Here is a 23,507-nt window from a genome sequence, read left to right on the forward strand (position 1 = left end):
CATCTCCAGGTCAGCTGATATTACTGCCCGGTAACTTTAGCGCGGTGCGACCGCCGAACTCCACCGCGTCCACCCGGCCGCGGCCATCGCGGCGGAAACGCGCGCTGGGCCTGCGGGTGTCCGAGGCGCGGGCGAGCACGTCCTCGGCGACGAAGACGACCTCGAACGGCGGCGCGGAGAGGATGTCCGGATCGTCGGTGTCGAGGATCATCTGCGCCCAGAGCGAGCCGTCGCGCTCGGTGACCTCGAAGACGAGCGAGCCGGTCCGATACCGTCCAGGGCAGTCGCCCGGGTCGATCGCCCGGGGCGGACGACTGCCCGGTTTCGGCAGGTGAGCCAGGTTCTCCAGGCACCAGTCGACGACCCGCGGGCCGAGCGCCCCGCCGCCCGCGCTGTTGGTGAGCACGTTGACCGCGAAGTTCTCGCTCGGCACCATGACGAACTCCGACAGCTGCAGATTGCTGATGTTCCCGCCGTGCCGCACCAGCTGCGCGTCGCCGTGGCTCAGCCGCAGCCAGGACAGCCCGACCTCCTCGAACGGCAACGCGCCCTTGCGCTGCGCGGCGTGCATCAGCCGACGGGCCTCGGCACTCAGCACTTCCCCGCCGGTCAGCTGGAATCGAGCCCATTTCAGCTGGTCACGGGCGGTCGACCAGAGACCGCCGGCCGGCGCGTCCGCCCGGGCGAGCCCGACGGTGTGCGCGACCGCCGGGCCGTCCTCGCGCAGCGCGTGCCCGACCGCGTGCCGCCGGGTCAGCACCTCCCAGGGCTGGAAGAACGAATCGGTCATGCCGAGCGGTTCGAGCAGCCGGGTGCGGACCAGGTCCTCGTAGGTGCCGCCGGAGACCGCCTCGGCGACGCGGCCGGCCAGCAGGAATCCGGCGTTGCAGTAGGAGAACGCCTCGCCGACCGGGAACACCTGCGGCAGCTCGTCGAACCCCTGCACCGCGCGAGCGAGCGCGTCGTCGCCCCAGCCGGTGTCGACCTCGATGTCGCCGAGGAAGCCGGAGGAATGCGTGAGGAGGTGGCGCAGCGTCACCGTCTTGGCCGCGAGCGGATCGGACAGCCGCAGATCCGGGAGGTACTCGATCACCGGCTGGTCCAGTTCGAGCACGCCGTCCTCGACCAGCACGAGCACCGCGGCGGCGGCGAACGTCTTGCTGGTGGAGCCGATCATGAACAGCGTGTCGTCGTCCACCGGCGTTCCGGTGTCCACACTGGACACTCCGGCGGTCAGCAGGGTTTCGTTGCCCTCGTGGAAAATCCCCACCGAGACGCCGGGCACGTTCGCTTCCCGCGCCCATTCGCCCAGCAGTCCCCGGAGTTCGTCTGCGCTCATGCGGCCAGCCTCGCACCCGCCGGCGCGGCGGCGATGGTGGAAACGGACGAACATCGCGCGTCCGCTTCGTCGGTTCGCGCGTGGCGGCCTGCGGGCGATATCACGTAGCCCGCCGGATCTTGGGACGGTATAGTGGAGCGTGCGGTCCGCTCAGTTCTGCCTCGGACCGCGTTTCGATGTTGTCGACGACCACGCGCCGCAGCCACCCGAGGCCGCGCCGGGCAGGACAACCGCGCTACGTACGGAGATACGGGACGCTTTCGCGTCCGCACCAACCATGACGACTTTCACTGAACTCGGCCTGCCCAAGCCCCTGGTCGACGCACTCGCCGCGCAGGGCGTCACCGAGCCGTTCCCGATCCAGGCCGCCACGCTCCCGCACACGCTGGCGGGCCGCGACGTGCTCGGCCGCGGCCGCACCGGCTCCGGCAAGACCTACGGCTTCGTGCTGCCCGTGCTGGCCCGCCTCGCCGCCGGCCCCACCCGGCGCCGCCCCGGCCGGCCGCGGGCGCTGATCCTCGCCCCGACGCGCGAGCTGGCCACCCAGATCGAGGCCGCGATCGTGCCGCTGGCGCGTCCGCTCGGCCTCAAGGCCACCACGATTTTCGGCGGCGTGAGCGCGAACCCGCAGATCACCCGCCTGCGCGACGGCGTCGACATCGTCGTCGCCTGCCCCGGACGGCTCGCCGACCACATGCGCTCCGGCGAGGCGAAGCTGGACAAGATCGAGATCACCGTCCTCGACGAGGCCGACCACATGGCCGACCTGGGCTTCCTGCCCGAGGTCCGCCGCATCATGGCGGCCACTCCCGAGCGCGGCCAGCGCATGCTGTTCTCCGCGACGCTCGACAACGGCATCGACGTGCTGGCGAAGCGCTTCATGAACGACCCGATGCTGCACAGCGTCGATTCGGCGCAGTCGCCCGTCTCCACGATGACGCACCACGTGCTGCACCTCGAGGAAACGCACCGCCTGCCGGTCCTGGTCGACCTGACCGCGGCGCCGGGCCGCACCCTGGTCTTCACCCGCACGAAGCACCGCGCGAAGGCGCTCACGCGCAAACTCGTCGCGAGCGGCGTCCCCGCGGTCGAACTGCACGGCAACCTCGGCCAGAACGCGCGCACGCGCAACCTGGAAGCGTTCTCGTCGGGCACCGCGAAAACCCTGGTGGCCACGGACATCGCGGCCCGGGGCATCCACGTGGACGACGTCACGCTGGTGATCCACGCCGACCCGCCGGTCGAGCACAAGGCGTACCTGCACCGCTCCGGCCGCACCGCGCGGGCGGGCGCGTCGGGCACCGTGGTGACGCTGATGACCGACGAGCAGGTCGCGGATGTCCGCGCGCTGACCCGCAAGGCCGGGATCTCGCCGACCACCACGCGGATCTCGCCGTCGCACCCGCTGCTGGCCGAGCTGGCCCCTGGGGACCGCTCGTTCACCGCTTCGCCGCGCCGTCCGGTGGTGGACAACCGCCCGAAGACGGTGACCGCTTCCGGTGCCGCGCCGGGCGCCGGCCGACGCCGCGGCGCGCCTTCGGAAAACCGAGGCGGGCTCGGCGCCCGGACCGGTTCGCAGTCCCGGCGTTCCGGCGGCGGCCGCGGCGGACCTCGGCAGGGGACGGAGCCGCGCGCTGCTCGAGCTGCTTCGGGTTCGGAGCGGCAGCCGGGGCAGGCTCGCCGCGAGGACCAGCGCCGCGGTTCCGGCACCGGCCGTACCGCTGGCGCCGACCGGCGCGGATCGGGTCAGCCCTCGCGCAACCGGCGCAACGGTTCCGGCGGGCGGCGGCAGCCGAACTCTTAAGGAGCGTCCAGGAGCGGGACCCGGGGTGCGCACCGTTTGCTCAGTGGCTGAGCAGGTAGAGCACGAAGGGTCCCGCCCCCAGCAACAACAAGGCCGCGGCGTTCGTCTTCCGGTACTCCACCAGCAACGCCACGAACTCCCGCAAGAACGCGCTGGGCACGAAGTACGACGCCGTCCTCGCCCCGATCACGTTGAGCCGCAACCCCAGCTGCCGTGCCAGCACCGCCGTGCGGAAGACGTGGTAGTTGTTCGTCACCGCCAGGATCGGGCCGGAAAACCCGCGCTGCTCCAGCAAAGCGACGCTGAACCGCAGGTTCTCGCCGGTGGTCGTCGCGCGGTCCTCCAGCACGATCTGGTCCGCGGGCACCCCGGCCGCGACGAGATACCGCGCCATCGCATCGGCTTCCGAGGTCAGTTCGTCCGCGCCCTGGCCGCCGGACACCACGAGCAACGCACCCGGCGACCGCTGCTGCACCTGCACCGCGCGGTCGAGCCGGCTGGCCAGCAGCGGCGGCACCCGGTCGCCTCGCAGTCCGGAGCCGAGAACGACCACCGCGCCGGCGCGGGCGCGGCGGGTGACCCGGCTGTAGAGAATCGAGTACAGCAGCAACGCGGTGAACAAAAACGCGAGATAGCCCGTCACGAAGAGCACCGCCATCGCGGCCACCCGCAGCAGCGGCTGATCGTCGAAAACGAGCGAACTCACCGCGAGCGCGAACACCGCGAGCAGGCCCAGCCCGGCCAGCAGCGACAGCAGGTTCGCCAGCCGCCGCCCTTCCCGCCGCAGCATCACGACGCCGTTCGCGATCAACGCCCACGGCAGGGCCAGCGCGCCGAGCCCGCCGACGAGCGCCACCAGCGCGATGACCGCGATCTGGGCCCATTCGACGTGGTTGAACAACGACAGCAGCCACAGCCCGGTGAAGAAGAGCGCGACCAGGAACCACACCGCGTTGCCGACCCGTCGGGGCTCGCGCGCGAACCGTACGGCGAACACGAGCACGGAAGCCAGCGCGAACAGCCCGGAGGTCATGGTCCAGCATTCTGTCTGGCGTGCCCGTGCGTCGTGCGGGCAGGTACTCAGAGTGACGTCGTCAGGCCCCGCGCGCGCAGCACCGACCGCTCCAGCGGGCGGAACACGGCCAGTTCGATCGCCACCCCGACGAACAGGATCAGGAAGATCGCCGCGATCACCATGGGCATCGAGTTGTACGACGAACCGTCGTTCAAATACGTGCCCAGCCCGACGCCGAGGCTCGGCGACCGGGCGATCAGTTCCGCGGCCATCAGCGAACGCCACGAGAACGCCCAGCCCTGTTTGAGCCCGGCCAGGAACCCGGGCAGCGCGGCGGGCAGCAGGATGTGCCGGGCCGCGGCGAACCGGCCGGCTCCCATCACCTTGCCGACGCGCGGCAGGATCGGCGGGATCTGGTCGATGCCCGCCACGAGGCCGTTCGCGATCGACGGGACCGAGCCGAGCAGCACCACGAAGTAGATCGCCGCGTCGTTGATGCCGAACCAGATCACCGCGGCGGGCACCCAGGCCACCGACGGCAGGCTCTGCAATCCGCTCAGCAGCGGGCCGATCGCGGCGCGCACCACGCGGACCTTCGCCACCAGGATGCCCAGCGGCGTGCCGATGAGCACCCCGGCGGCGAAGCCGAGCGCGGCGCGGTGCACGGAGGTCCAGACGAAGCCGAACACCGAACCGTCGGTGACCGTCCTCCAGAACTCGGCCCAGACGTCCAGCGGCGCGGGCAGCGTCGTTTCCGGCCAGAACGCGGCGGCCCACAGGATCTGCCAGAGGGCGATCAGCAGCACGAGCGCGCCGACCGGCGGCAGGAATCCGCGCACGAACCGGCGGCGCAGCGACGTCGGCCGCGCGCCGGCGGGGGTGTCGAGCCGGTCCAGGCCGGCACCGACGGCTTCGTCGAGGTCGGGGGCCGCCTGGTCAGGCTGCGGCATGGGTGCTGATCACCTTTCGCAGATCGGCTGTGATCTCCTCGGCCAGCAGTTCGGCGTCGGCGGACGGCACGTCGTGCCATTCGCGCACGACGCGACCCGGACGCGACGACAGCAGCACCACTCGCTGGCCAAGCCGGACTGCCTCGCGCACATCGTGCGTCACGAACAGCACCGACGTACCGGTGCTGCGCCACACCCGCAGCAGCTCGCCCTGCAGCACGTCGCGGGTGATCGCGTCGAGCGCGGCGAACGGTTCGTCCATGAGCAGCAACGCGTTGCCGTCGTCGCCGCCGACGCGGTGGGTCGCGGCGAGCGCGCGGGCCAGCGCGACCCGCTGCCGCATCCCGCCGGACAGCTCGTGCGGACGCTTGCGCGCGGCGTCGCTCAGCCGCACCAGGTCCAGCAGCTCAGCGGCCTTCTCGCGGCGCTCGGAGCGGCCGAAGCCGGCGAGCCGCAGCGGCAGTTCCACGTTCCGGGACGCGGTCAGCCACGGCATCAGCGCGGCCTCCTGGAACATCACCGCGGGCCGCGAAGTGGTGAGAGTGATCTCACCGGCGGACGGCTGGTCGAGACCGGCGACGAGGTTCAGCAGCGTGCTCTTGCCGCAGCCGGACGCGCCGAGCAGGCAGACGAACTCGCCCGGTTCGACGGTGAGGTCGACCCCGTCGAGCGCGGTCACCGCGCTGCCCGCGGTGCCGAACACCTTGCCGACGCGGTCGAGGTGCACGGCGGCGGTCACTGGTCGCGCCAAGGTGGTGGTCATCGCGGATCGCCTTCCGGTCGGGACGTCACTTCGCCAGTTCGGGCGCGTTGACGGCGGGCAGCTGCTGTGCCTTGAGGACCTCGTTGAGCGGGCCGAAGTCGGCGAACCCCTTCAGGTCCACCACCTTGTCGACCACGCCCGCGGTCACCGAGTCCTTGGCCAGCTGCGGGAACTGCGCGGGCACCGGGTCGGTGGTCAGTTCGATGTTCGCGAAGGCGCGGTCGAGCACGGCCGGGCTGAGCGAGCTGCCGGACAGCTCCTTGAGCGCGCCGTTGACGACGGTCTTCGCCTCGGCCGGGTTCTTCTTCGCCCAGTCGATCGCCTGCAGCTCGCCCTTCAGCAGCGCGCGCACGGTGTCCGGGTGCTGCTTGAGGAATTCGCTGCGCACGATCGCGACGGTGGTCGGGAACCGGCCGTTGGGCCACAGCGACTTCTCGTCCACCAGCACCTTCGCGCCCGCGTCGGTGACCAGCCGCGACGACCACGGCTCGGGCAGCCAGCCGCCGTCGACCTCGCCCTTGCGGAACGCGTCGAGCGTCTTCGGGTTGTCCAGGTTGGTCACGTTGACCTGGCCGGTGAGGTGCTTCTCGGCGAGGAACTTCTTGAGCGCGACGTCCTGGGTGTTGGCCAGCTGCGGCGTCGCGATCGTCTTGCCCTTGAGCTGATCGACCGAGTCGATGCCCGGCTTGACCACCAGCTGGGCGCCGCCGGTGACCGCGCCGGCCACGAGCTGGATCGCGCCCTTGGACTTGGTGAAGGCGTTGATCGCCGGCCCGGAGCCGATGAACGCGACGTCGAGCGAACCGCCGAGCAGCGCGTTCACTTCGGACGGACCGGCGTTGAACGTCTGTGTCGTGAGTTTCGTGCCGCCGAGGTTCTGCGCGAAGAAGTTCTTCTTGACCCCGATCAGCGCGGGCGTGTGCGTCACGTTCGGGAAGAAGCCGACGCGCACCTCCCCGGCGGCGCCCTGGTTGGCGGCGGCCTCGGTGCGGTCCGCGCGGGAACACCCGGCGAGCGCCCCGAGCGCCGTCAGCGCGGCGAGTGCGGAAGCGAGCAATCGGGTTCGCGGAAATGTACGCACAAATGGCCCTTTCGCGGTCAACGGAACGCGGGGAGAATGACACGTTCACCCGCGAGACTGCATAGGCATCCGCATCCCGGGAAATTGTGTGGGATTACTTGACAGGCCCGGGCCTCACCTGCTTGTCAGGAGCGAGACGTCGCCGAACTCGTGCCACAGATACTCCCTTCGCACTGCCGCGTCGTAAGCCCGCTGCACCAGCTCCGGCCCCACGACGGCTTCGAGAAGCAGCAAATGAGAAGCCTCGGGAGGGTGCAGTCCGGTGAGCAACCCGTCGACCGCGCGGGCGGGCCGGTCCGGACCGAGCACCAGTTCCGTCCATCCCGCCGCCGCGGTGACGAGTCCGCCTGGATTCGCCGCCGATTCGATCGCGCGCACCGCCGTTGTCCCTACTGCGATAACGCGTCCACCCTGGTCCCGTACCCAATTGACCAACGCGGCCGTCGTCGCCGGAACGCGAAATCGTTCGCCGTACGGCGGTTCTCCGGCTTCCGGCGAGGAGACGCCGGTGTGCAACAAGATCGGCGCGAACAACACCCCCCGAGAGACGAGTCGGGTGACCAGCTCCGCGGTGAACGGCCGGGCCGCGCTCGGCATTTCCGCCGAACCCGGGTCGAGCGCGAACACCGTCTGGTAATTCGGCAACGGCCACGCGCGCGGGACATAGCCGTAGCGGATCGGCCGACCGACCTTCGCGAGATACCGGGGCACCTCGCCTTCCACTTCGATCTTCGCGCGCCACAACCGTTGCGCACCGGCGACGTGCGGCTCGCTGAGGGTGACGACGGCACCGGCGGGCAGGTTGAGCCGCTCCCCCGCGTGGCCGTCGAGGAGAGGCCCGCCGGGCGCGCGGAGTTCGACGACCCAGGTGCCGTCGTCGAGTTCGGTGGAGAAGTGGAGGGTGATGACGTGGTCGCCCCGGACCGCGTCGACGGCGGCGGGCAGCGTGCCGGAAGTGTTGATTACCAGCAAATCTCCGGGCTGCAAGAACTCAGCCAAGTCCCGGAAAGTGGCGTGCTGCACGCCTGCCGGACCGGCCGCGAGCAGCCGTACTTCATCCCGGGCGAGCCCGCGCGCTTCGGGCGGCACGGACGCACTCCGGCCTTCGGCCAGGTCGAACCGGGTACGCGGAGCGGTCATGACCGCACCAGCAGATCGGTTGCCTTGAACCGGCCGCTCGGCGGGCGTTCCTCCAGCAGCCGAAGGAAAGCCGGTACCGCGGTCTCCGGCAGCGGCCGGTCCGAAATGTCCTCGCCCGGGAAAGCCGCTTGGTGCATGGCCGTGCGCAGATCGCCGGGATCGACGGCGTACACCGCGAGGTCCGGGTTTTCCACGCCGAGCACCGCGCTCACGTGGTCCAGCGCGGCTTTCGCCGAACCGTAACCGCCCCAGCCCTCATACGCCTCCACCGCGGCGTCGGAGCTGATGTTGATCAGCACTCCCGTTGCCGCGGCGAGCGCGGGCAATAGCAGCCGGGAGAGCGCGAGCGGCGCGAAAACGTTGGTGCGGAAGACAGTTTCCAGCTCGTCCGGCGGATACTCGGCCAGCGGCGGCAGCGGGCTGACGCCGAGCGTGCTGGCGTTGTTGACGAGCAGGTCGAGCCGGGGTCCGGCGGTTTCGGCGAGCTGGGCGCGATGCGCGGGATCGGTGACGTCGCCGGGAACCGGGGTGAACCCGGCGTCCGCCGCGGCGGCGCGCAGCGTTTCCGGGTCGCGTCCGGTGCCCAGCACTGTCCATTCGCGACGGACGAGGGCCGAGGCGAGCGCCCGGCCCAGACCGGCGGAAGCGCCGGTGACAACAGCTACTGGCATGGGTCCCTCCAGAAAGTAGGCACCTGCCAGCGTGCGACCTCTACCTTACTGGAGGTCAACTGCCCGGCGGCCGCGCAGCAGGAGATACGCCAGCAGCGAAACCACGAACCCGGCGTAGTAAGCCAGATCCGCGCCGTGCAGCGCGGCGGCGACCGGTCCGGTGTAGACAGTCGTGTTCATGAACGGCACCGCCGCCGCGAAACCGACCACGAACGCCACGATCGCGGCCCAGCCGCGCACCGGACGCTGCAGCTCAGCCAGCACATCGACCTCGCGGCCACGACGCGTGCGGCGCAGCCAATCCGGTACGACGACGCCGAGGAACGGCGGGATCCAGTAACTCACCACCAGCAGCACGTTCTGGAACTTCGCCGCCAAATCGCCGCTGTGCATCCAGAGGATCAGCGCGAACGCCAGCACCGTCACGACCACCGCCGACACCGGACGCCGCACCCGCACGCCGACGGTCTGCAGCGCGAGCGAGCCGCTGTAGTCGTTCATCGCGTTGGACGACACCGCGGCCAGCGCGATCACCAGCAACGCCACCGCGCCCAGCACCCCGCCGCCGAGCAGCGTCGACACCCCGGCGGCGGTCTGGTCGCCCAATGCCGTGCCGAGCGCGAGACCGATGCCCTCGCCGATCGCGTACGACGCGGTCAGCCCGAGCAGAGTGAACCAGAAGACGCCGCTCGGCCGCGTCGAGGCGGGCAGGTAACGACTGAAATCGGACGCATAAGGAGCCCAGGAAATAGCGAGGCTGAGCGTAATGGTGGAAAACAGCACCACCGCACCGGCGAAATCGCCGCCGGTCGCGGAATCGGCGAACGTGATCGGGTGATCAAGCACCACCTTTACCGCGAGCGCGACAAATGCGACAACCAGCACCACACTCATCACGGCCTGGACCCGGTGGATCACCGCGTAGCCGAACACGCCGAGCGTGCACTGCAGCACCAGCACCACGAGCACCGCGGCCCAGAACGGCAGCCCGGTGAGCTGGGCCAGCGCTTCGCCGCCGAACAACCCGACCAGCGCGTCCCACGCGATCGAACCAAGCCATTGCACCAGGCCGGGCAGCACGACGCCGCGGCCGAACGGGAGCCGCGCGAGCGGCAGCTGGCCGGTTCCGGTGCGCGGACCCCAGGTGGACAGCCACGCGACCGGCAGCGAACCGACCACGGTCCCGAGCAGCGCGATGACGAACCCGGTGGTGAAGCCGAGCCCGAGCGTCGCGCCGAGGGTGCCGGTGAACACGGCGGTCATGGTGAGGTTCGGCGCGAACCACACGCCCGCCAGCCGCCACGGCCTGCCGAACCGGTTCGCGTGCGGGATCGGGGTGATTCCGTGCGTTTCGATCGCGAAATCCCCTGCTCCGGACGGCATCCGTCCCCCGAAGACCTCGGCGTCGATCCCGCTCATTCCCTGCCCTTTCTCCCGGCTGACCCGTGAGTCTGAACCGGAGCCCCCGGCCGCGCCAATACTCTGTGGCGTTCCCGACCCGTTCCCGGCAAGATCGCCGCGATGGGGGAAGGACGCGCCACGCCGCTGCGCCATCGCGCGTTCGCCGTTTTCTACGCCGGACGCCTGGTCTCGCTGCTGGGCAGCGCGATGACCCCGGTCGCCCTGTCGTTCGCGGTGCTCGGCAGCAGCCACCGCCCGACCGACCTCGGCGTCGTGCTCGCCGCCGGGATCGTGCCGCTGCTGGCGTTCCTGCTCGTCGGCGGCGCGGTCGGCGACCGGTTCCCGCGCAACCGGGTGCTGCGGCTGTCGAACCTCGGCGCGGGCGCGGCGCAGCTGGCCGCCGCGGCCGTCCTGCTCACCGGCCACTACTCGCTGGCCGCGCTGGCCGGCACCGAGTTCCTCGGCGGGATCTGCACCGCGTTCACCACTCCGGCACTGCGCGGGATCGTGCCGCAGATCGTCCCGCCGGAGTCTCTGCGCCAGGCGAACTCGCTGCTGGCGACCAGCAAGAACCTCACCAAGGTCGGCGGCCCGGCCGTGGCCGGGGTGCTGGTCGGCACGGTCGGCGGCGGCTGGACGATCGCCGCGGACGGGGTGTCGTTCGTGCTCGCCGCCTTGCTCTACCAGACAATCACCTTGCCCCCGGCGAAGCACTCCGAGCAGGACAGTGTCTTGCGCAGTGTGCGAACCGGCTGGCGGGAGTTTTGGCGGATCGGCTGGCTGTGGCGGGTGGTCACGGCGTTCACCGTCTACAACATCGTCTTCACCGGTGGCTGGCTGGTGCTCGGGCCCGGCATCGCGCAGGACACGATCGGCGCGACCGCGTGGGGCCTGGTGCTGAGTTCGCGCGCTGTCGGCGCGTTGCTGTCCGGGCTGGTGATGTACCGGCTCGCACCGCGGCGATTGCTGCCGCTGGGACTGATGTGCGCGGCCGTGACCGCGTTGCCGTTGCTCGCGCTCGGCCTGCACGCGGCCTTCGCCGTGCTGGCCGTGGCGAGTTTCCTGGCCGGATTCGGCCAAGGCGTCATGGGCGTCGCCTGGGACACGACTATGCAGGAGAACATCCCGCGGCAGCTGCTGTCGCGGATGGCGGCGTTCGACGATTTCGGTTCCTACGCGGGCATTCCGGTCGGCGAACTCCTGGCCGGGCCGCTCGGGTCCGCGTTCGGCGCGCCGCAGGTGGTCCTGATCGGCGGATTCCTCCTGGCCGCCACCGCGCTGTCCCCGCTGCGTTCCCACACCGTCCGCGCGATTCGGCACCCGCCGGTCCGCGTGCCGTGAAAGAAGGGCCTGCCAGGAGATCCCGGCAGGCCCTTCTCTTTCCCTCCTCGGTCACACCAGCAACAGGAACGCCACTCCGTTCGGCGAGCCGAGGCCCGTCACGTCGTCGTAGCCCTTGGTCGTGTGGATCGTCAGGTTCGGGTAGTCGAGCACCCGGGCCGAGGTCTTCAGCCCGGCCGAGGCGTCGACGCCGTTGGCGAAGTCCACGCGCTGCACCGCGCCGTCGACGTGCTGCACGTCGTGGATCGCCGACGTGCGCGACGTCAGCTGGTACAGCACCGGGTTGATGAACCCGTGGTGGACGTGGTCGAGGCTGTCGGCCACCGCCATCACGCCCGCGAACACCGGCGACGCGAGGCTCGTGCCGCCGATCCGGTACTGGTCGTAGTAGACGCCGTCCGGGAAGGTCTGCGTCTGCCCGACCAGGAAGCCGGTGTTGGGGTCGGCGACCGCGGAGATGTCCGGGACCACGCGGCCCTTCGCGCCGCCGGTCTGGTTCTTCGTGGACAGCGCGTCCGGCACGATTCCCTTCTGGTAGAAGGGCTGGCCGAACAGCCGGCTCGTGCCGCCGCCCGCGCCGCCGTTGAACGCGCCCGGGAACGCCGGGGTGTAGACGCCGTTGGTCAGCGTCGACTTGCCGGTCTCCCAGCCGGTTTCGAAGATCCGCTTGCCGTCCTTGCCGACCGCCAGCGACGTGCCGCCGACCGCGGTCACCCACGGAGCCGACGCGGAGAAGTCCGGCGACGGCGTGCCGAGGCGGGCGACCTCGTCCCCGTTGTCGCCGGAGGAGAAGTACACGCCGATGCCCTCGAGCACCGCCTGCAGCGAGATGTGGTTGAACACCTTGACCTCGGCGGCCGGGATGTCCTCGCCGGTGTCGCCGTAGGAGTTGGAGATGATGTCGGCCTTGTGGCCCGCGACGACGTAGTTCAGCGCGGTGTCCAGCGACAGGTCTTCGCAGTCCTGCCCGCCGACGTACAGGATGTCCGCCCCCGGCGCGAGCCCGTGCGCGGCCTCGACGTCCAGGGTTTCCTCGCCGTACCAGCCGGAAGCGTCGCACTGGTCGGGTCCTTCGAGGACCGGGTTGGGCGGGAAGATGTGCTGTTTGAACTGCTGCTGGGTCAGCGGGTGCGCCGGATCGTTGCGCTTGGCGTACTCCGAGGCGTCGGCGTAGATCGTCGGCGACGCGAACGCGTCCACGATGGCGATCGTGGTGCCGCGGCCGTCCGCACCGAACTTCGCGACCTGGTCCAGTCCGTACGCCGAACGCAGCTGCGCGGGCGTGTAGCCGCACGGCGCGTAGGGAAGCTGCTTGCCGTTGTACGCCGGGTCAGTCGTGTCGGTTTTCTCGCCGTAGTAAGCACTGCACGGCCCAGAATTGCGGAACCCGTTGCTGGGCGGCGCGGTCGACGGGCTGCCCTGCACCCGCGACTGCTTCTTCGCGACCGGGTCCGCCCCGTCGGTGTGGTCCGGCTTGAACAGATTCGTCGCCTGGTCGACGCCGATCACGCCGAGCACGTCCTTCGCCAGCGAGGCCGGAACGGACAGGTCCTTGTCCGCCGCCCGCAACGTCTGCCCCTTGACCTGGTACTTGCCCAAGGTCACGGCGAACGCGCGCTGCACCTGATCGGCGGTACCGGTCGCCTCGACGTAGGCTCGGTTGGACGGCACCTCGCCAATCCGGAATCCGCTTGCCGACAGCCAATTCTTGACCGCGGACACCGTCTGGTCGCTGGCCGCGAACTGGTCCCGCACCTGATCCGGCGACAAATAATGCCGGTAGCCGCGACTGTTCGGATCGGACACCGACTGCGCGGCCGCCTCGGCCGCGCCCTGGTCCTTGAGGTTCAAGTAAACCCGAAAGTCCATAGTGGACGACCCAGCGGTGTCGGCCACCTTGGACTGAGGATTGGCCCACAACGGATGCGATTGCGGAATGTCCGCCCGCCCCTGAGCCGACGCCACGGCGGGCGAAGCGGCTAAACCGCCCGCGACCGCCAGCGAAAGAAACATGGTGACGCTTCTACGCACAGCAACTCCCTCGTGTTGCGCGGCCTCAACCCCGCCTGCCGCCGCAACGAGATTAGGACCGCCCCCACCCGCCAGGGAAGCATCCGGCTCCCCGGTGCGGAACCGTTATCTGCCCCCCCTCACCGCACACAAGGGACAGTTGCGGCCAAAGTCCGTTTTCCCCCGCACCGTCCACACCGGAATGTGCCGGAAAAAGAAAAACGCCCGTTTTCAGCACGCACTACACAGCACGAGACGCCCCGCCGCACCACCTACGAACGTCGCACACTCCCGACCACCAACACCCCAACACTCACCCACCCCCTCACTTCCCTAAACAGGCACCTCTGCACCCAAACAGCGAGGCACCCAGCCCCTCCCCCACACCCCGATACGAAGCCTCCCTGCGGTTCGTCAGCACAATCGGGCTTCGGGGTGCCCCACGCCGGGCTGGGGCGCAATGTCGCCGCCAGGCGACGAGCCGCCCACCCACAAACAAACCCCCAGTGACATCCCCCCGAGATATCACCCCATATGGGGTATTCCTCCCCCAGCGGATCTAGCTAACCGCCCCCAACGCTCCTAGCATGCCGACCATGGGGACCTTGCCGCCAAGGCGGGTAAATTGATTTCGCTGACCTTCCGGATCCTGGGGCCGCTGGAGGTCGTCGCCGAGGGCCGGGCCGTGCCTTTGGGCGGCCCGAAGCCCCGGCTGCTGCTGGCCGCGCTGGCCCTGCAACCGAACATCGTCGTCTCCACCGAGGCGCTGGTCGAAGTCCTGTGGCCGACCACCGCCCCCCGCTCCGCCGCCGCCAACATCCGCACCTATGTCCACTCGCTCCGCCGCCGCCTGGCCGAAACCTCCCCCGACCTGGCCGACCGCATCACCAGCCGCGCCTCCGGCTACCTCCTCACCGTCCCGGAAGACGAACTGGACCACCTGGTCTTCACGAGACTGGCCACCCAGGCCTGGGAATCCCAAGACGACCCGGAAGCCGCCCTGGCCCTGCTGGACCAGGCACACTCCCTCTGGCGCGGCGAAGTGCTGGAAGGCCTGCCCCACGACCCGACCTGGGGCCCCACCGTCGCCCGCCTCGACGAACTGCGCCTGGCGGTACAAGAACAACGCCTGCGCGCCCGTCTCGCACTGGGCCGCCACAACGAAGTCATCGCCGAACTCCGCGCTCTGGTCACCGAACACCCGCTGCGCGAAGAACTCTGGCACCACCTCATCACGGCCCTGCGCGACGCGGGGCGCGCCACCGAAGCCGCGGAAGCGTACGAGCTGGTCGAACAAACCCTCGCCGACGAACTGTCCGCGAGCCCCGGCGCCGCGCTCCGCGAACTCCGCACCACCCTCGAAGTCCCGTGCGCCAAAGTCCCGCCGATCTGCCAGCTCCCCCTTGACCTGCCGGATTTCACCGGCCGCGGCGAGGTGACCGAGCACCTGGTCGCGAAACTGCGCCGGCACGCCGAAGCGGAACGCCCCGCGGTCGTCGTCCTGTCCGGCGCGCCCGGCATCGGCAAATCCTCGATCGCCGTCCGGGTGGCGCACGCGGTCCGCGCCGTGTTCCCCGACGGGCAGTTGCATGTGGACTTGGCCGGGACCTCGTCGTCGCCGCGCTCGCCGCTGAGCGTCCTGGCCGAACTTCTGCGCGCGCTGGGCATCCCGGATTCCGGTCTGCCCCGGGACCTGGCAGAACGGTCCGCGCTCCTGCGTTCGCAGCTCGCCGGACGCCGGATGTGCATCGTCCTCGACGACGCGGGCAGCGCCGCCCAGGTACGCCCGCTGCTCCCCGGCGCGGGCGGGTCCGCGGTGCTGGTCACCAGCCGGATCCGGCTGCCCGACCTCCCCGGAGCGCTGCCGGTCGACGTCGACCTGCTGCCCGAGCAGGAAGCCGCCCGGCTGCTGGAAGGCATCGTCGGCCGCGAACGGGTGGCCGCCGAACCCGAGGACGCCGCGGCGATCCTGCGCCAGTGCGGGCATCTGCCGCTGGCCATCCGGGTGGCCGGGGCCAAGCTCACCCACCGGCCGGCCTGGTCGCTGCGCATCCTCGCCGACCGCCTCCACGACGAGCACCGCCGCCTGGACGAGCTGCGCGTCGGCGACCTGGCCGTCCGGGCGAGCGTGACCCTGAGCTACGACCTCCTGCCGATGTCCGCCGCCGCGGCCTTCCGCCGGCTCGGCGCGCTGGGCCCGGTCCAATTCCCCGCCTGGGCAGTGGCCGCCGTGCTGGGCCGCCCGTCCGCCGACGACGTCCTCGACGTGCTCGTCGACGCCCACCTCGTGGAACTGGTCGCCACCGACGTCGCGGGCCAACCGCGCTACCGCCTGCACGACCTCCTGCGCGTCTACGCCGCGGAGCTGGCCGGGCCCGACGAAACCCGCGCCGCCGTCGGCCGCGTGCTGGAGGGATATCTAGCGCTGGCAGTAGAAGCCGCCGAGCGCATGCCGATCCACTTCTTCGGCCAGTACCACGACGACGCCGACCTGCCCCTGCCGCCGGACGCGGACCGCCTGCTGACCGACCCCGCGGCCTGGTTCGCCGCCGAACGCGCCACCTGCGTCGCCGCCGTCGGGCTGGCCGCCGAACACGGTTTCGACGACCTGACCTGGCGGCTCACCGTCGCCCTCACGCCGTACTTCGACCTCCGCGGCCACCAGGACGACTGGCACGCCACCCATCTGCTCGCGCTGGAAGCAGCCCGCCGGGCAGGCGCGGTCCGCAGCGAGGCGGTCGTCCAGCGCAACCTCGGCCAAGTCCTGCTGTACCAGGACAACGACGCGGACGCGATGGTCGCCTTCGAGGCAGCACGCGAGCTGTACCAGCGCATCGGCGACCAGCAAGGACTCGGCGAGGCTTACGCCGGTCTCGGCACTGTGCTGCGGATGCAAGGCCGGACCGACCGCGCGCTCGAACCCTGCCACGAAGCGCTCCGGCTGTTCCGCGAAGCGGGCGATCCGCACGGGGAAGCGGTGATCCGGATCGCGATCGGCTCGATCTGGGTCGCGCGCAAGTGCTACGCGACCGCGCGCCGCTGGTACACCGACGCGCTGGAGCTGTCCTGCGAAATCGGCGACCGGCACCGCGAAGCCCATGCGCTGCAACGACTCGGGCTCCTGCACCAACGCGAGGGCAACCTCGCCGAAGCCCGCGAACACGTCACGCGCGCCATCGCCGTGTTCACCGATCTCGGCGACGACCACTGTGTCGGCTACGCGAACCAAAACCTGGGCGCATTGTGCCTGTACAGCGGCGATCTCGCCCACGCGCAGCTGCTGCTGGTGAACTCGCTGAGCGTGCACCGCCGCAACGGAGACCGCCGTTCCGAAGCCGAAGTGTCCCAGCTCCTCGGCGAGCTCCACTCCGCGCTCAGCCAGCCGGAACGGTCGCGCAGCTACGCCGAACGCGCGCGGGCGATCCGCCGCGAACTGTCCGCCGGCGCCCCGGTCGACGACCGGCCGCGCAAGACCGGACCGCACCGGATCGTGTCCGCCTGACGCGCGGGCCCGGTTGCGCGGCCAAACCCGCGCGCCGGGCCACGATGCGCTGATGAACACGTGGAAAGCCGCTGGTCACGTCCTTCTGGCGGTAGCAGTTGTCGCTTTGTCGACTCCGGCACCCGTCTCGGCCAAGCCGAAGCACGGCAGGAGAGTGCTGGAAAGACCGCTGACCTACCGCCTCTACGCGACCCGCGAAGGACTCGTCGGCGGCACCACCTCGAGCGGCCACCGGATCACCGAACGGGACCATTTCGTCGCGCTCCCGTCGACGAAAACGGTGTCGCCAAAGGGAAAAGGCGCGTTCACCGTCCGGGTGTGCCGCACCGACGGCACCCGCTGCGAGTACGCGCCGGTGTGGGATGTCGGACCGTGGAACGAACACGACGACTACTGGAACCCCGCCGACCGTCGCGCGAAATTCGGTTCACTGCCGCAAGGCGTGCCGGAAGCCCAAGCGGCATACCAAGACGGCTTCAACGGCGGCAAGGACGAACGCGGCCGCACCGTGCGCAACCCAGCGGGTCTCGACCTTGCCGACGGCACGTTCTGGGACGGCCTCGGCCTGAAAGGCAGCAGCTACGTGGACGTCACTTTCCTGTGGACCGGCGACTCTCCGGCCACCGCGGTGGTGACCGGCGGGGCGCCCCTGGTGGTGCGCACGTCCGCGAGCGACGACGCACCGCCAGCCGGATTGGCCGCCGTCGGCGCGCAGGTGCCGATCGAGTGTTCCGTGTCGGACGGCGCCACGCGCTGGAACCGGATCGGCCCCGGACACTATGTGCCCGAGGCCGATCTCCGCGCCGACACCGCCGTGCCGTCCTGCTGAAACTCAGTGATGGTGGTGGGCGTGCACGACGGCGTGCCCCCGGCCGCGGCCGATCATCCACTTGTTGACCGGAACCGTGACCACGAAGGCGATCGCGAGCGACAACACCAGCGACAGCCAGAACAAGCCGCTCGACAGTCCCGCGTCCATCGCACCCGGGATCGCCACGACGACGGTGTTGTCGATGACCTCCATGACCGCGATCGACACCGTGTCGGCGGCGAGCGCGACCTTGAAGGCGGCCCCGAGCGCGAGCCCCGACTTGAGCACGCCGCGCATGGTGAGGGCGTAGCCGAAGACGAACGCCAGCGCGATGGACAGCACCACGGTGGCGGCGTTGTGCAGGCCGAGCGCGGTGCCGAGGACCATGCCGAGCACTTCGCCGATGGCACACCCGGTGAGGCAGTGCAGCGTCGCTTGAGCGGCGGTGGACCAAGACGCTCCGTGCTGGTGTTCGTTCATGCCGCCGACTATACCCCTCAGGGGTATCAAGGGTGCAAGGTCGCCCGATGTGATGACTGTCGCCCGGCGGCTCCGGTGAATCGGTATAACGGGAGGGGTAGTGATCAACTCGGCGCTCGCGGCACCGGCGGACGGTAAGGCCGGAGTCCGAATTGGACGGTCTGCTGACCGCTGTTCGCCTCAGGCGCCGCACCCGCTCCCGACCCGTGCGCCGAGGGCAAGGCCGCGCGCTGCCCGCCGGGAAGTGCGGACGAAACGTGCCCAGCGGGCGGAGAGGAGGCTGCGCCGTCCGGCGGTTGAACTCGCTTGCGTAACCGTTTGGTCGCGTTCGGTTGACCCCCTGCCGCCACTGGCCCTACCTTCGGCTCCCAGGTACATAGCCGGGGAACGGTGGGGGATGCGAGGGCGGACCAAAACGCTCGTGCTGGGTGCGGCGCTCGTGGCGACCGCGGCGGCGCTGGCGGGCAGTTGCTCGCCGGTCCTGTCGGACTCGGCTCCGGAGCCGGCGAAAATCGCCTTCGTGCCGAAGATCGGCGGCATCCCGTACTTCGACGCGATGAACGCCGGCGGCATGCTGGCCTCCGAACGGCTCGGCGCGAAGTGGCTCCTGCGCGCCCCGGCGTCGGTCGACCCGGCCGCGCAGACGGCGATCCTGCGGCAGCTCATCGCCGAACGCGTGGACGTCATCGCGGTCGCGCCCAACGATCCGGCGGAGCTGGCCCCGACGATCGCGGAGGCGCGGGCGAAGGGCATCCACGTGCTCACCGCGGACACCGACGCCGCCGATTCGCAGCGCGAGGTCTTCGTCAACCAGACGACCGCCGAGGGCATCGGCTCGGCGCTGGTCGACTCGTTGATGAAGAAGACCGGCGGCGCCGGCGAGTACGCGATCGTGTCGTGCGGGCGGACCGCGGCGAACCTCAACTCGTGGATCGAAGCCGAGAAAACCTATGCGGCACAGCACTATCCGCGAGCGAAGCTGGTCGAGACCGGGTATGCCGACGAGGACACCACCACCGCCACGAAGCTGGCGAAGGAAATCCTCAACCGGCATCCGAAGCTCACCGGGCTGATCGGCCAGTGCACGACCGCGACGCCCGGCATCGCGCGGGCGGTGCGTGATCAGCAGAAGATCGGCCAGGTCTTCACCGTCGGCACCGGCACGCCCCAGACGATGAAGCCGTACCTGGTCGACGGTTCCTGTTCCATGACGGTGCTGTGGAACGTCGAATCCCTCGGCTACCTCACCGCCTGGACCGCCCAGCAGCTCGCGACCGGCACCCCGCTCCGGCCCAAGAACAACGTGAGCCCGGAGCTTCCCGCGGTGCGCTACGACGCGGCCACCCAGACGATCCTGCTCGGCGATCCCCTGCTGATCACGCAGAACAACGTGGATCAGTTCAAGTACTGACCGAGCTTCAGCGCACGTCGACGGTCACCGTCACCGTGCGCGTCCGCGCTGGCAGCTTCGTCAGGTCCACCTGCAAGTACTCGCCGTCGTCCTGGCGGCCGTTCGGCTGCGTCTTGGCGTGCAAGGTGTACGGGGCCGCCGAATTCGCGACCCCGTCGATGCCGAAGTCGCTGTCGTTGCTGATCACCACGGTGCGGCCGCCGTCCGTCGTCGCGACGCCTTCGACCTTGTCGTGCCCGAAGAAGCCGCCGCTCGGGTCCAGCCCGGTCACCAGGCCCCCGACGTCGAGGAACAGCTTCTTCGCCACCGGTGTCACGCCGACCTTCGCCAAGGCGTCCGCAGCCTCCGCGGTGGTGGCCTTGCCGACGTACGCCTCGACGCTCTTGCCGCCGTCGACGAGCAGCCCGCCCTTGGCCGCGTCGTAGGTCGCGCCCGGCACGTTGGCCGCCGGTCCGAGATCCGTCGCCTTGCTCAGGTCGATCTCGAACAGCTTCTTGTACGCGCCCGGCCCGGCCTTGCCGTCGCGTTCGTCCACGAGGAACCGGGTCGCCGACAATGCGGTGATCTCGGAGACCGCGGTGCTGTTCTCGTCCGGATTGTCGAGCAGGTAGGCGTATTCGTGCGTGGCGCGGGTCTTCAGATCCACCGTCACGATCCGCAGCGCGGGCACCTTGCTGGGCTTCTTCGTGAGGTCCGGCTGCTGCAGCGCGGACTGCATGATGCCGACGAGCGTCCGCCCGTCCGGCGTGACCGCGAGGCCCTCCATGCCCTTGTTCGGCACGCGGTTCTTCAGTTCCTTCGGCAGCGAACCGTCGAACGGCGAGAGCCGCTCGATCGCGCGGCCGTCCGCGCGGAAGTGCGTGACGAACGGGCCGTACTCGTCCGACACCCAGAACGTCCCGTCGCGTTGCGCGACGAGCCCTTCGGAGTCGTAGCCATTCGGCGACGCGGGCAGTTTCGCGCCATTCAGGTCCACGATGGTCTCGCCGGTGTTCGCCAAGGTGCTGACCTGGCCGTTGTACGGCGAACCGTCGCCCGCGCGCAGCGGAATCCTGCGCTCCAGCACGGCTTTCCCGCCCTTGAGCCGGAACTTGCCGATCGCGGGCGTGAACGACGGAAGCGGCTCCACTTTGGACCCGTCCGGCGCGTCGACGTTCGGGCCGCGGTCGGTGAGGCCGTAGAACTCGTCGCGCGAACCCGGCACCGGGGCGAGCGCGGACCCGTACCCGCCGCCGGTGATCTTGACGCCGCCGACGGCGCCGAGCGGCGGCAAGTCCGTCGGATACAACCGGACGGCGTCGCTCACGGTGTAGGTGAAGGTGTCGCGCCCGGTGAACCCGGCGGCGGGCGTGTAGCGGAACGATCCGTCCGGGCCGATGGCCAGCGCGCCGTGACTGGGCTCGGTGTGCCGCACCACCGCGCCGTCGCGCTGCGCGTCGCCGCGCACCTGCAGCGGGTGCCCGGCCCGCACCCGGTAATGGTCGTCCGGGCGGCCCTTGGCCTCGGCCGGGCCCGCGGCGGCCAGCGGCAGCACCAGCACCCCGGCGACCAGCGCGATCTTCACGCGTTTCATCGGCTTTCTCCTCCTCTGGCGTCGCTTCGACGCTCGAGGGAGTCTCGACGGCCGAGTTGGACAGCGTCCGTCATCGAGACGACTGCCGCGTTAACGAGCGCGCCGTGCACGAGCCGCTACTGCACCTCCTCCGACGAGCAGCAGGATCGCCGCGACCCCCCAGCGACGCTGCTTCTTGACGTTGTCGCGCGCCTTCGTCGCCCATTTCTCGGGCGGCTTCGGGACTGCCTTCACCGGAGCGGCGCGCGACGGCACCGGGGGCTGGGGTGCCGGGATGGGCTGGATGATCGCGTCCGGCGGCTCCGGTTGCGGGGGTGGCGGCGGTTGCGGGGGTGTCGGGGGCGGGGTCGGCGCGATTGGCTGCGGCGGGGTCGGGGATGGCGGCGTCAAGGATGGCACCGGAGCGGGAGACGGTGTGGGGCTCGCCGAGGTCGACGGGGGTGGCGTCGGCGGCGGTGTCGTAGGTGTCGTGGGCGGTGGAGTCGGCGATGTCGAGGACGACGGAGGCGGAGGTGGCGGCGGGGGTTCGGCCAAACACCCGGCACCGTCGGACATCACCAGCGGCGGCCCGGTGCTCACCTCGACCGCGGAGCCGCCGTCCAGCCGGTACGTGACGCTCCGCCCGTCGATCCAGTTCGCGGTCGCGTAGAGCTTGCGGTCCGGTCCGAACACGACGGCACCATAAGTCGCCTCCGGAAACCGCTCCCCCGGCACCTTCGCGACCTTCCCCGACACCGGGTTCACCGTGACCACCGCGCCCTCGCCCGTGGACGAAACCCCGTACAGCAGACCGTCTTCCGGGTTGTACGCGAAATCGTCGACCCCGGAGGCGAGCCACCACGGATGCAGCAAAACCGGCCCAGTCGCGGTGAGATAACCAGAACTGCGCGGGTCAACGTCCACTGTGTACAGACTGGTCGCCCGCTTCACGTACCAGGAATTGCCGGACATCGCCCCGGCCGTCGCGCCAGTCACCCAGCTCCAGACGCCGTGGTGGGTGTCGCGGCCGACCGCGCCGAGGTCGGTCAGCTCGCCGTCGGAGTCGATCCGTACCGCGTGCCAGCCGTCGTGGAAGCGCCCGTCAGCGACGCCGTACGTCACGTCCTGCGCCGCCGAATACGCGATGGCGTTCAGCGCGAAAGGGCTGTGGTGCAACAGATGCCGCGCGCCGGAGGGCAACGTGAGCCGCACGATGTCGGACGACCACCCGTTGCGGCTTTCGACCTGCAGCACCCGGCACGACGTCGCGGCCGCACGCTGGCGAGCCGGTGCCAGCCATCCGGACGCGACGAGCAGCCCGGCGACCGCGGCCGCGGCGGCCACCACCGTCAGGTACCGGGAACCTCGCACCGGTCAGCCGAGCCGCGAGATCGCCGAGGTGAACGCGTCCGGACGCACGTTCGCGCCTCCGGCATAAGGGTTCTGCAGCTGGTAGATCGCATAGAGCAGCAGGACGATCGTGCCGGCCAGCGTGGACACGATCACCAGGTGCGCGGCCATCCGCGTGCCGCCGAAGAGGTTCGGCAGCAGGATCGAAATGACGCTGCCGAGGATGAGCGCGAACCACATGACCGAGCCGATGCCGTCGGTTTCCGCGCCGGTGAGCCGGGTCTGCCGGGCCTGGTACACCTGCCAGAGCTGGGCGGCTGCGTCCTTCTTCCGGTCGTTCGTCCAATCGTCGCTGGCCTGCGCGCCCGCCACGACGCGGCGCATCTGGTCGAGCTGCGTCCAGCCGGTGTCCGGAACCGGCCCGTCGTCGATGAGCCGGGGCCACTCCTGCTTCGACACCGTCGTCGCGTACGCGATCGCCAGGTGCCGCACCTGCTCGCCGGTGTCGCCGGGCAGCGCCTGCGCCGACCAAGTGGCGGCGACCAGGCCCTCCGCCTCGGTGTAGGAACCCTCGCGCGTGGCCGTGACGGCGTCGAACAGCGAGATCAGCACGAACGCGACCAGCACCGCGTGCAGCCCGCCGACGATGGTGAACACCTGGCCCGCGGCGTCGTTGTTGTCGCGACGGCCCTCGTCCCAGCCGAAGCGCCGGACGAGATAGCCGATCACCGCGGCGACGATCGCCCCGCCGACGACCCAGAACACCCCGGTCACGTAGACGTTCATCCGGTTCCTTTCGCGCGGCTGAATACGCTGGCCGACGCTATCCAGCCGATTCCGGAACGGACAACGGCGAAACCCGCGATTCAGCCGGGTGGCCGTCCAC

At 70.3% G+C, this 23,507-nt stretch carries 18 protein-coding genes; 5 read left to right on the top strand and 13 right to left on the bottom strand.

Translation table 11 applies throughout. From position 1 onward, the window contains the following. Positions 1–10: 10 nt before the first annotated feature. Positions 11–1,339, bottom strand: a complete 1,329-nt coding sequence (locus F9C12_RS15985) for a serine hydrolase domain-containing protein (protein ID WP_409466397.1) — start codon at positions 1,337–1,339, stop codon at positions 11–13. A 277-nt stretch (positions 1,340–1,616) separates the two neighbouring features. On the opposite strand from F9C12_RS15985, the gene F9C12_RS15990 reads away from it, so the two are divergent. Beyond that, positions 1,617–3,143 (top strand): DEAD/DEAH box helicase, encoded by a 1,527-nt coding sequence (locus tag F9C12_RS15990; protein ID WP_409466398.1) that lies wholly within the window; start codon positions 1,617–1,619, stop codon positions 3,141–3,143. A gap of 40 nt (positions 3,144–3,183) precedes the next feature. Here the strand turns inward: F9C12_RS15990 and F9C12_RS15995 are convergent, their stop codons facing one another. From F9C12_RS15995 to F9C12_RS16025, 7 genes are all read right to left on the bottom strand, one after another. Further along, positions 3,184–4,176, bottom strand: coding sequence for a YdcF family protein (locus F9C12_RS15995; RefSeq protein ID WP_409182757.1), 993 nt, complete (start codon positions 4,174–4,176; stop codon positions 3,184–3,186). A gap of 47 nt (positions 4,177–4,223) precedes the next feature. Next, complete coding sequence (locus F9C12_RS16000; RefSeq protein ID WP_409466399.1) at positions 4,224–5,108, bottom strand: ABC transporter permease; 885 nt, start codon at positions 5,106–5,108, stop codon at positions 4,224–4,226. After that, the gene (locus F9C12_RS16005; protein WP_409182759.1) at positions 5,095–5,871 is read right to left on the bottom strand and encodes an ABC transporter ATP-binding protein; all 777 of its coding nucleotides are present in this window, start codon (positions 5,869–5,871) and stop codon (positions 5,095–5,097) included. The genes F9C12_RS16000 and F9C12_RS16005 overlap by 14 nt, the downstream gene beginning before the upstream one ends. 25 nt (positions 5,872–5,896) lie before the next feature. After that, positions 5,897–6,952, bottom strand: coding sequence for an ABC transporter substrate-binding protein (locus F9C12_RS16010; RefSeq protein ID WP_409466400.1), 1,056 nt, complete (start codon positions 6,950–6,952; stop codon positions 5,897–5,899). A 114-nt stretch (positions 6,953–7,066) separates the two neighbouring features. Further along, positions 7,067–8,092, bottom strand: a complete 1,026-nt coding sequence (locus F9C12_RS16015; protein ID WP_409466401.1) for an S-adenosylmethionine:tRNA ribosyltransferase-isomerase — start codon at positions 8,090–8,092, stop codon at positions 7,067–7,069. Beyond that, positions 8,089–8,763, bottom strand: a complete 675-nt coding sequence (locus F9C12_RS16020) for an SDR family NAD(P)-dependent oxidoreductase (protein WP_409466402.1) — start codon at positions 8,761–8,763, stop codon at positions 8,089–8,091. The genes F9C12_RS16015 and F9C12_RS16020 overlap by 4 nt, the downstream gene beginning before the upstream one ends. 45 nt (positions 8,764–8,808) lie before the next feature. Continuing rightward, a complete protein-coding gene (locus tag F9C12_RS16025) occupies positions 8,809–10,182 on the bottom strand; it encodes a purine-cytosine permease family protein (protein ID WP_409466403.1) in 1,374 nt (457 codons plus the stop codon). A gap of 102 nt (positions 10,183–10,284) precedes the next feature. Here F9C12_RS16025 and F9C12_RS16030 point away from each other — a divergent pair, with 102 nt between their 5' ends. Then, entirely contained in the window at positions 10,285–11,505 is a 1,221-nt protein-coding gene (locus F9C12_RS16030; RefSeq protein WP_409466404.1) for an MFS transporter, read from the top strand. A 51-nt stretch (positions 11,506–11,556) separates the two neighbouring features. Here the strand turns inward: F9C12_RS16030 and F9C12_RS16035 are convergent, their stop codons facing one another. After that, entirely contained in the window at positions 11,557–13,536 is a 1,980-nt protein-coding gene (locus F9C12_RS16035; protein WP_409182765.1) for a protease pro-enzyme activation domain-containing protein, read from the bottom strand. 604 nt (positions 13,537–14,140) lie between these two features. On the opposite strand from F9C12_RS16035, the gene F9C12_RS16040 reads away from it, so the two are divergent. Continuing rightward, positions 14,141–17,017 carry a BTAD domain-containing putative transcriptional regulator gene (locus F9C12_RS16040; protein WP_409466405.1) on the top strand — a complete coding sequence of 959 codons (2,877 nt, stop codon included), beginning with the start codon at positions 14,141–14,143 and terminating at the stop codon, positions 17,015–17,017. Positions 17,018–17,069: 52 nt separating this feature from the next. Continuing rightward, positions 17,070–17,846, top strand: a complete 777-nt coding sequence (locus tag F9C12_RS16045) for a hypothetical protein (protein WP_409466406.1) — start codon at positions 17,070–17,072, stop codon at positions 17,844–17,846. A gap of 3 nt (positions 17,847–17,849) precedes the next feature. On the opposite strand, the gene F9C12_RS16050 is transcribed toward F9C12_RS16045, so the two are convergent. Then, complete coding sequence (locus F9C12_RS16050) at positions 17,850–18,308, bottom strand: DUF4396 domain-containing protein (RefSeq protein WP_409182768.1); 459 nt, start codon at positions 18,306–18,308, stop codon at positions 17,850–17,852. Between the two features lie 397 nt (positions 18,309–18,705). On the opposite strand from F9C12_RS16050, the gene F9C12_RS16055 reads away from it, so the two are divergent. Next, positions 18,706–19,719: an autoinducer 2 ABC transporter substrate-binding protein gene (locus F9C12_RS16055; RefSeq protein ID WP_409466407.1), complete on the top strand. Its 1,014-nt coding sequence runs from the start codon at positions 18,706–18,708 to the stop codon at positions 19,717–19,719. 7 nt (positions 19,720–19,726) lie between these two features. On the opposite strand, the gene F9C12_RS16060 is transcribed toward F9C12_RS16055, so the two are convergent. The 3 genes from F9C12_RS16060 to F9C12_RS16070 all read right to left on the bottom strand — a co-directional run bounded on the left by F9C12_RS16060 (position 19,727) and on the right by F9C12_RS16070 (position 23,407). Then, positions 19,727–21,292: an esterase-like activity of phytase family protein gene (locus tag F9C12_RS16060; protein ID WP_409466408.1), complete on the bottom strand. Its 1,566-nt coding sequence runs from the start codon at positions 21,290–21,292 to the stop codon at positions 19,727–19,729. A 90-nt stretch (positions 21,293–21,382) separates the two neighbouring features. Then, positions 21,383–22,642 carry a DUF6923 family protein gene (locus tag F9C12_RS16065; protein WP_409466409.1) on the bottom strand — a complete coding sequence of 420 codons (1,260 nt, stop codon included), beginning with the start codon at positions 22,640–22,642 and terminating at the stop codon, positions 21,383–21,385. Between the two features lie 3 nt (positions 22,643–22,645). Continuing rightward, on the bottom strand, positions 22,646–23,407 hold the full coding sequence (locus tag F9C12_RS16070) for a hypothetical protein (protein ID WP_409466410.1): 762 nt from the start codon (positions 23,405–23,407) through the stop codon (positions 22,646–22,648). Between the last annotated feature and the right edge of the window lie 100 nt (positions 23,408–23,507).

The sequence above is a fragment of the Amycolatopsis sp. GA6-003 genome, from assembly GCF_046267895.1.
GTDB lineage: Bacteria > Actinomycetota > Actinomycetes > Mycobacteriales > Pseudonocardiaceae > Amycolatopsis.

Bases quoted from the DNA above. Each gene is read 5' to 3' on its own strand.
- F9C12_RS15985 (WP_409466397.1), bottom strand. From the start codon at position 1,339: ATGAGCGCAGACGAACTCCGGGGACTGCTGGGCGAATGGGCGCGGGAA.
- F9C12_RS15990 (WP_409466398.1), top strand. From the start codon at position 1,617: ATGACGACTTTCACTGAACTCGGCCTGCCCAAGCCCCTGGTCGACGCA.
- F9C12_RS15995 (WP_409182757.1), bottom strand. From the start codon at position 4,176: ATGACCTCCGGGCTGTTCGCGCTGGCTTCCGTGCTCGTGTTCGCCGTA.
- F9C12_RS16000 (WP_409466399.1), bottom strand. From the start codon at position 5,108: ATGCCGCAGCCTGACCAGGCGGCCCCCGACCTCGACGAAGCCGTCGGT.
- F9C12_RS16005 (WP_409182759.1), bottom strand. From the start codon at position 5,871: ATGACCACCACCTTGGCGCGACCAGTGACCGCCGCCGTGCACCTCGAC.
- F9C12_RS16015 (WP_409466401.1), bottom strand. From the start codon at position 8,092: ATGACCGCTCCGCGTACCCGGTTCGACCTGGCCGAAGGCCGGAGTGCG.
- F9C12_RS16020 (WP_409466402.1), bottom strand. From the start codon at position 8,763: ATGCCAGTAGCTGTTGTCACCGGCGCTTCCGCCGGTCTGGGCCGGGCG.
- F9C12_RS16025 (WP_409466403.1), bottom strand. From the start codon at position 10,182: ATGAGCGGGATCGACGCCGAGGTCTTCGGGGGACGGATGCCGTCCGGA.
- F9C12_RS16030 (WP_409466404.1), top strand. From the start codon at position 10,285: ATGGGGGAAGGACGCGCCACGCCGCTGCGCCATCGCGCGTTCGCCGTT.
- F9C12_RS16045 (WP_409466406.1), top strand. From the start codon at position 17,070: ATGAACACGTGGAAAGCCGCTGGTCACGTCCTTCTGGCGGTAGCAGTT.
- F9C12_RS16050 (WP_409182768.1), bottom strand. From the start codon at position 18,308: ATGAACGAACACCAGCACGGAGCGTCTTGGTCCACCGCCGCTCAAGCG.
- F9C12_RS16055 (WP_409466407.1), top strand. From the start codon at position 18,706: ATGCGAGGGCGGACCAAAACGCTCGTGCTGGGTGCGGCGCTCGTGGCG.
- F9C12_RS16060 (WP_409466408.1), bottom strand. From the start codon at position 21,292: ATGAAACGCGTGAAGATCGCGCTGGTCGCCGGGGTGCTGGTGCTGCCG.
- F9C12_RS16070 (WP_409466410.1), bottom strand. From the start codon at position 23,407: ATGAACGTCTACGTGACCGGGGTGTTCTGGGTCGTCGGCGGGGCGATC.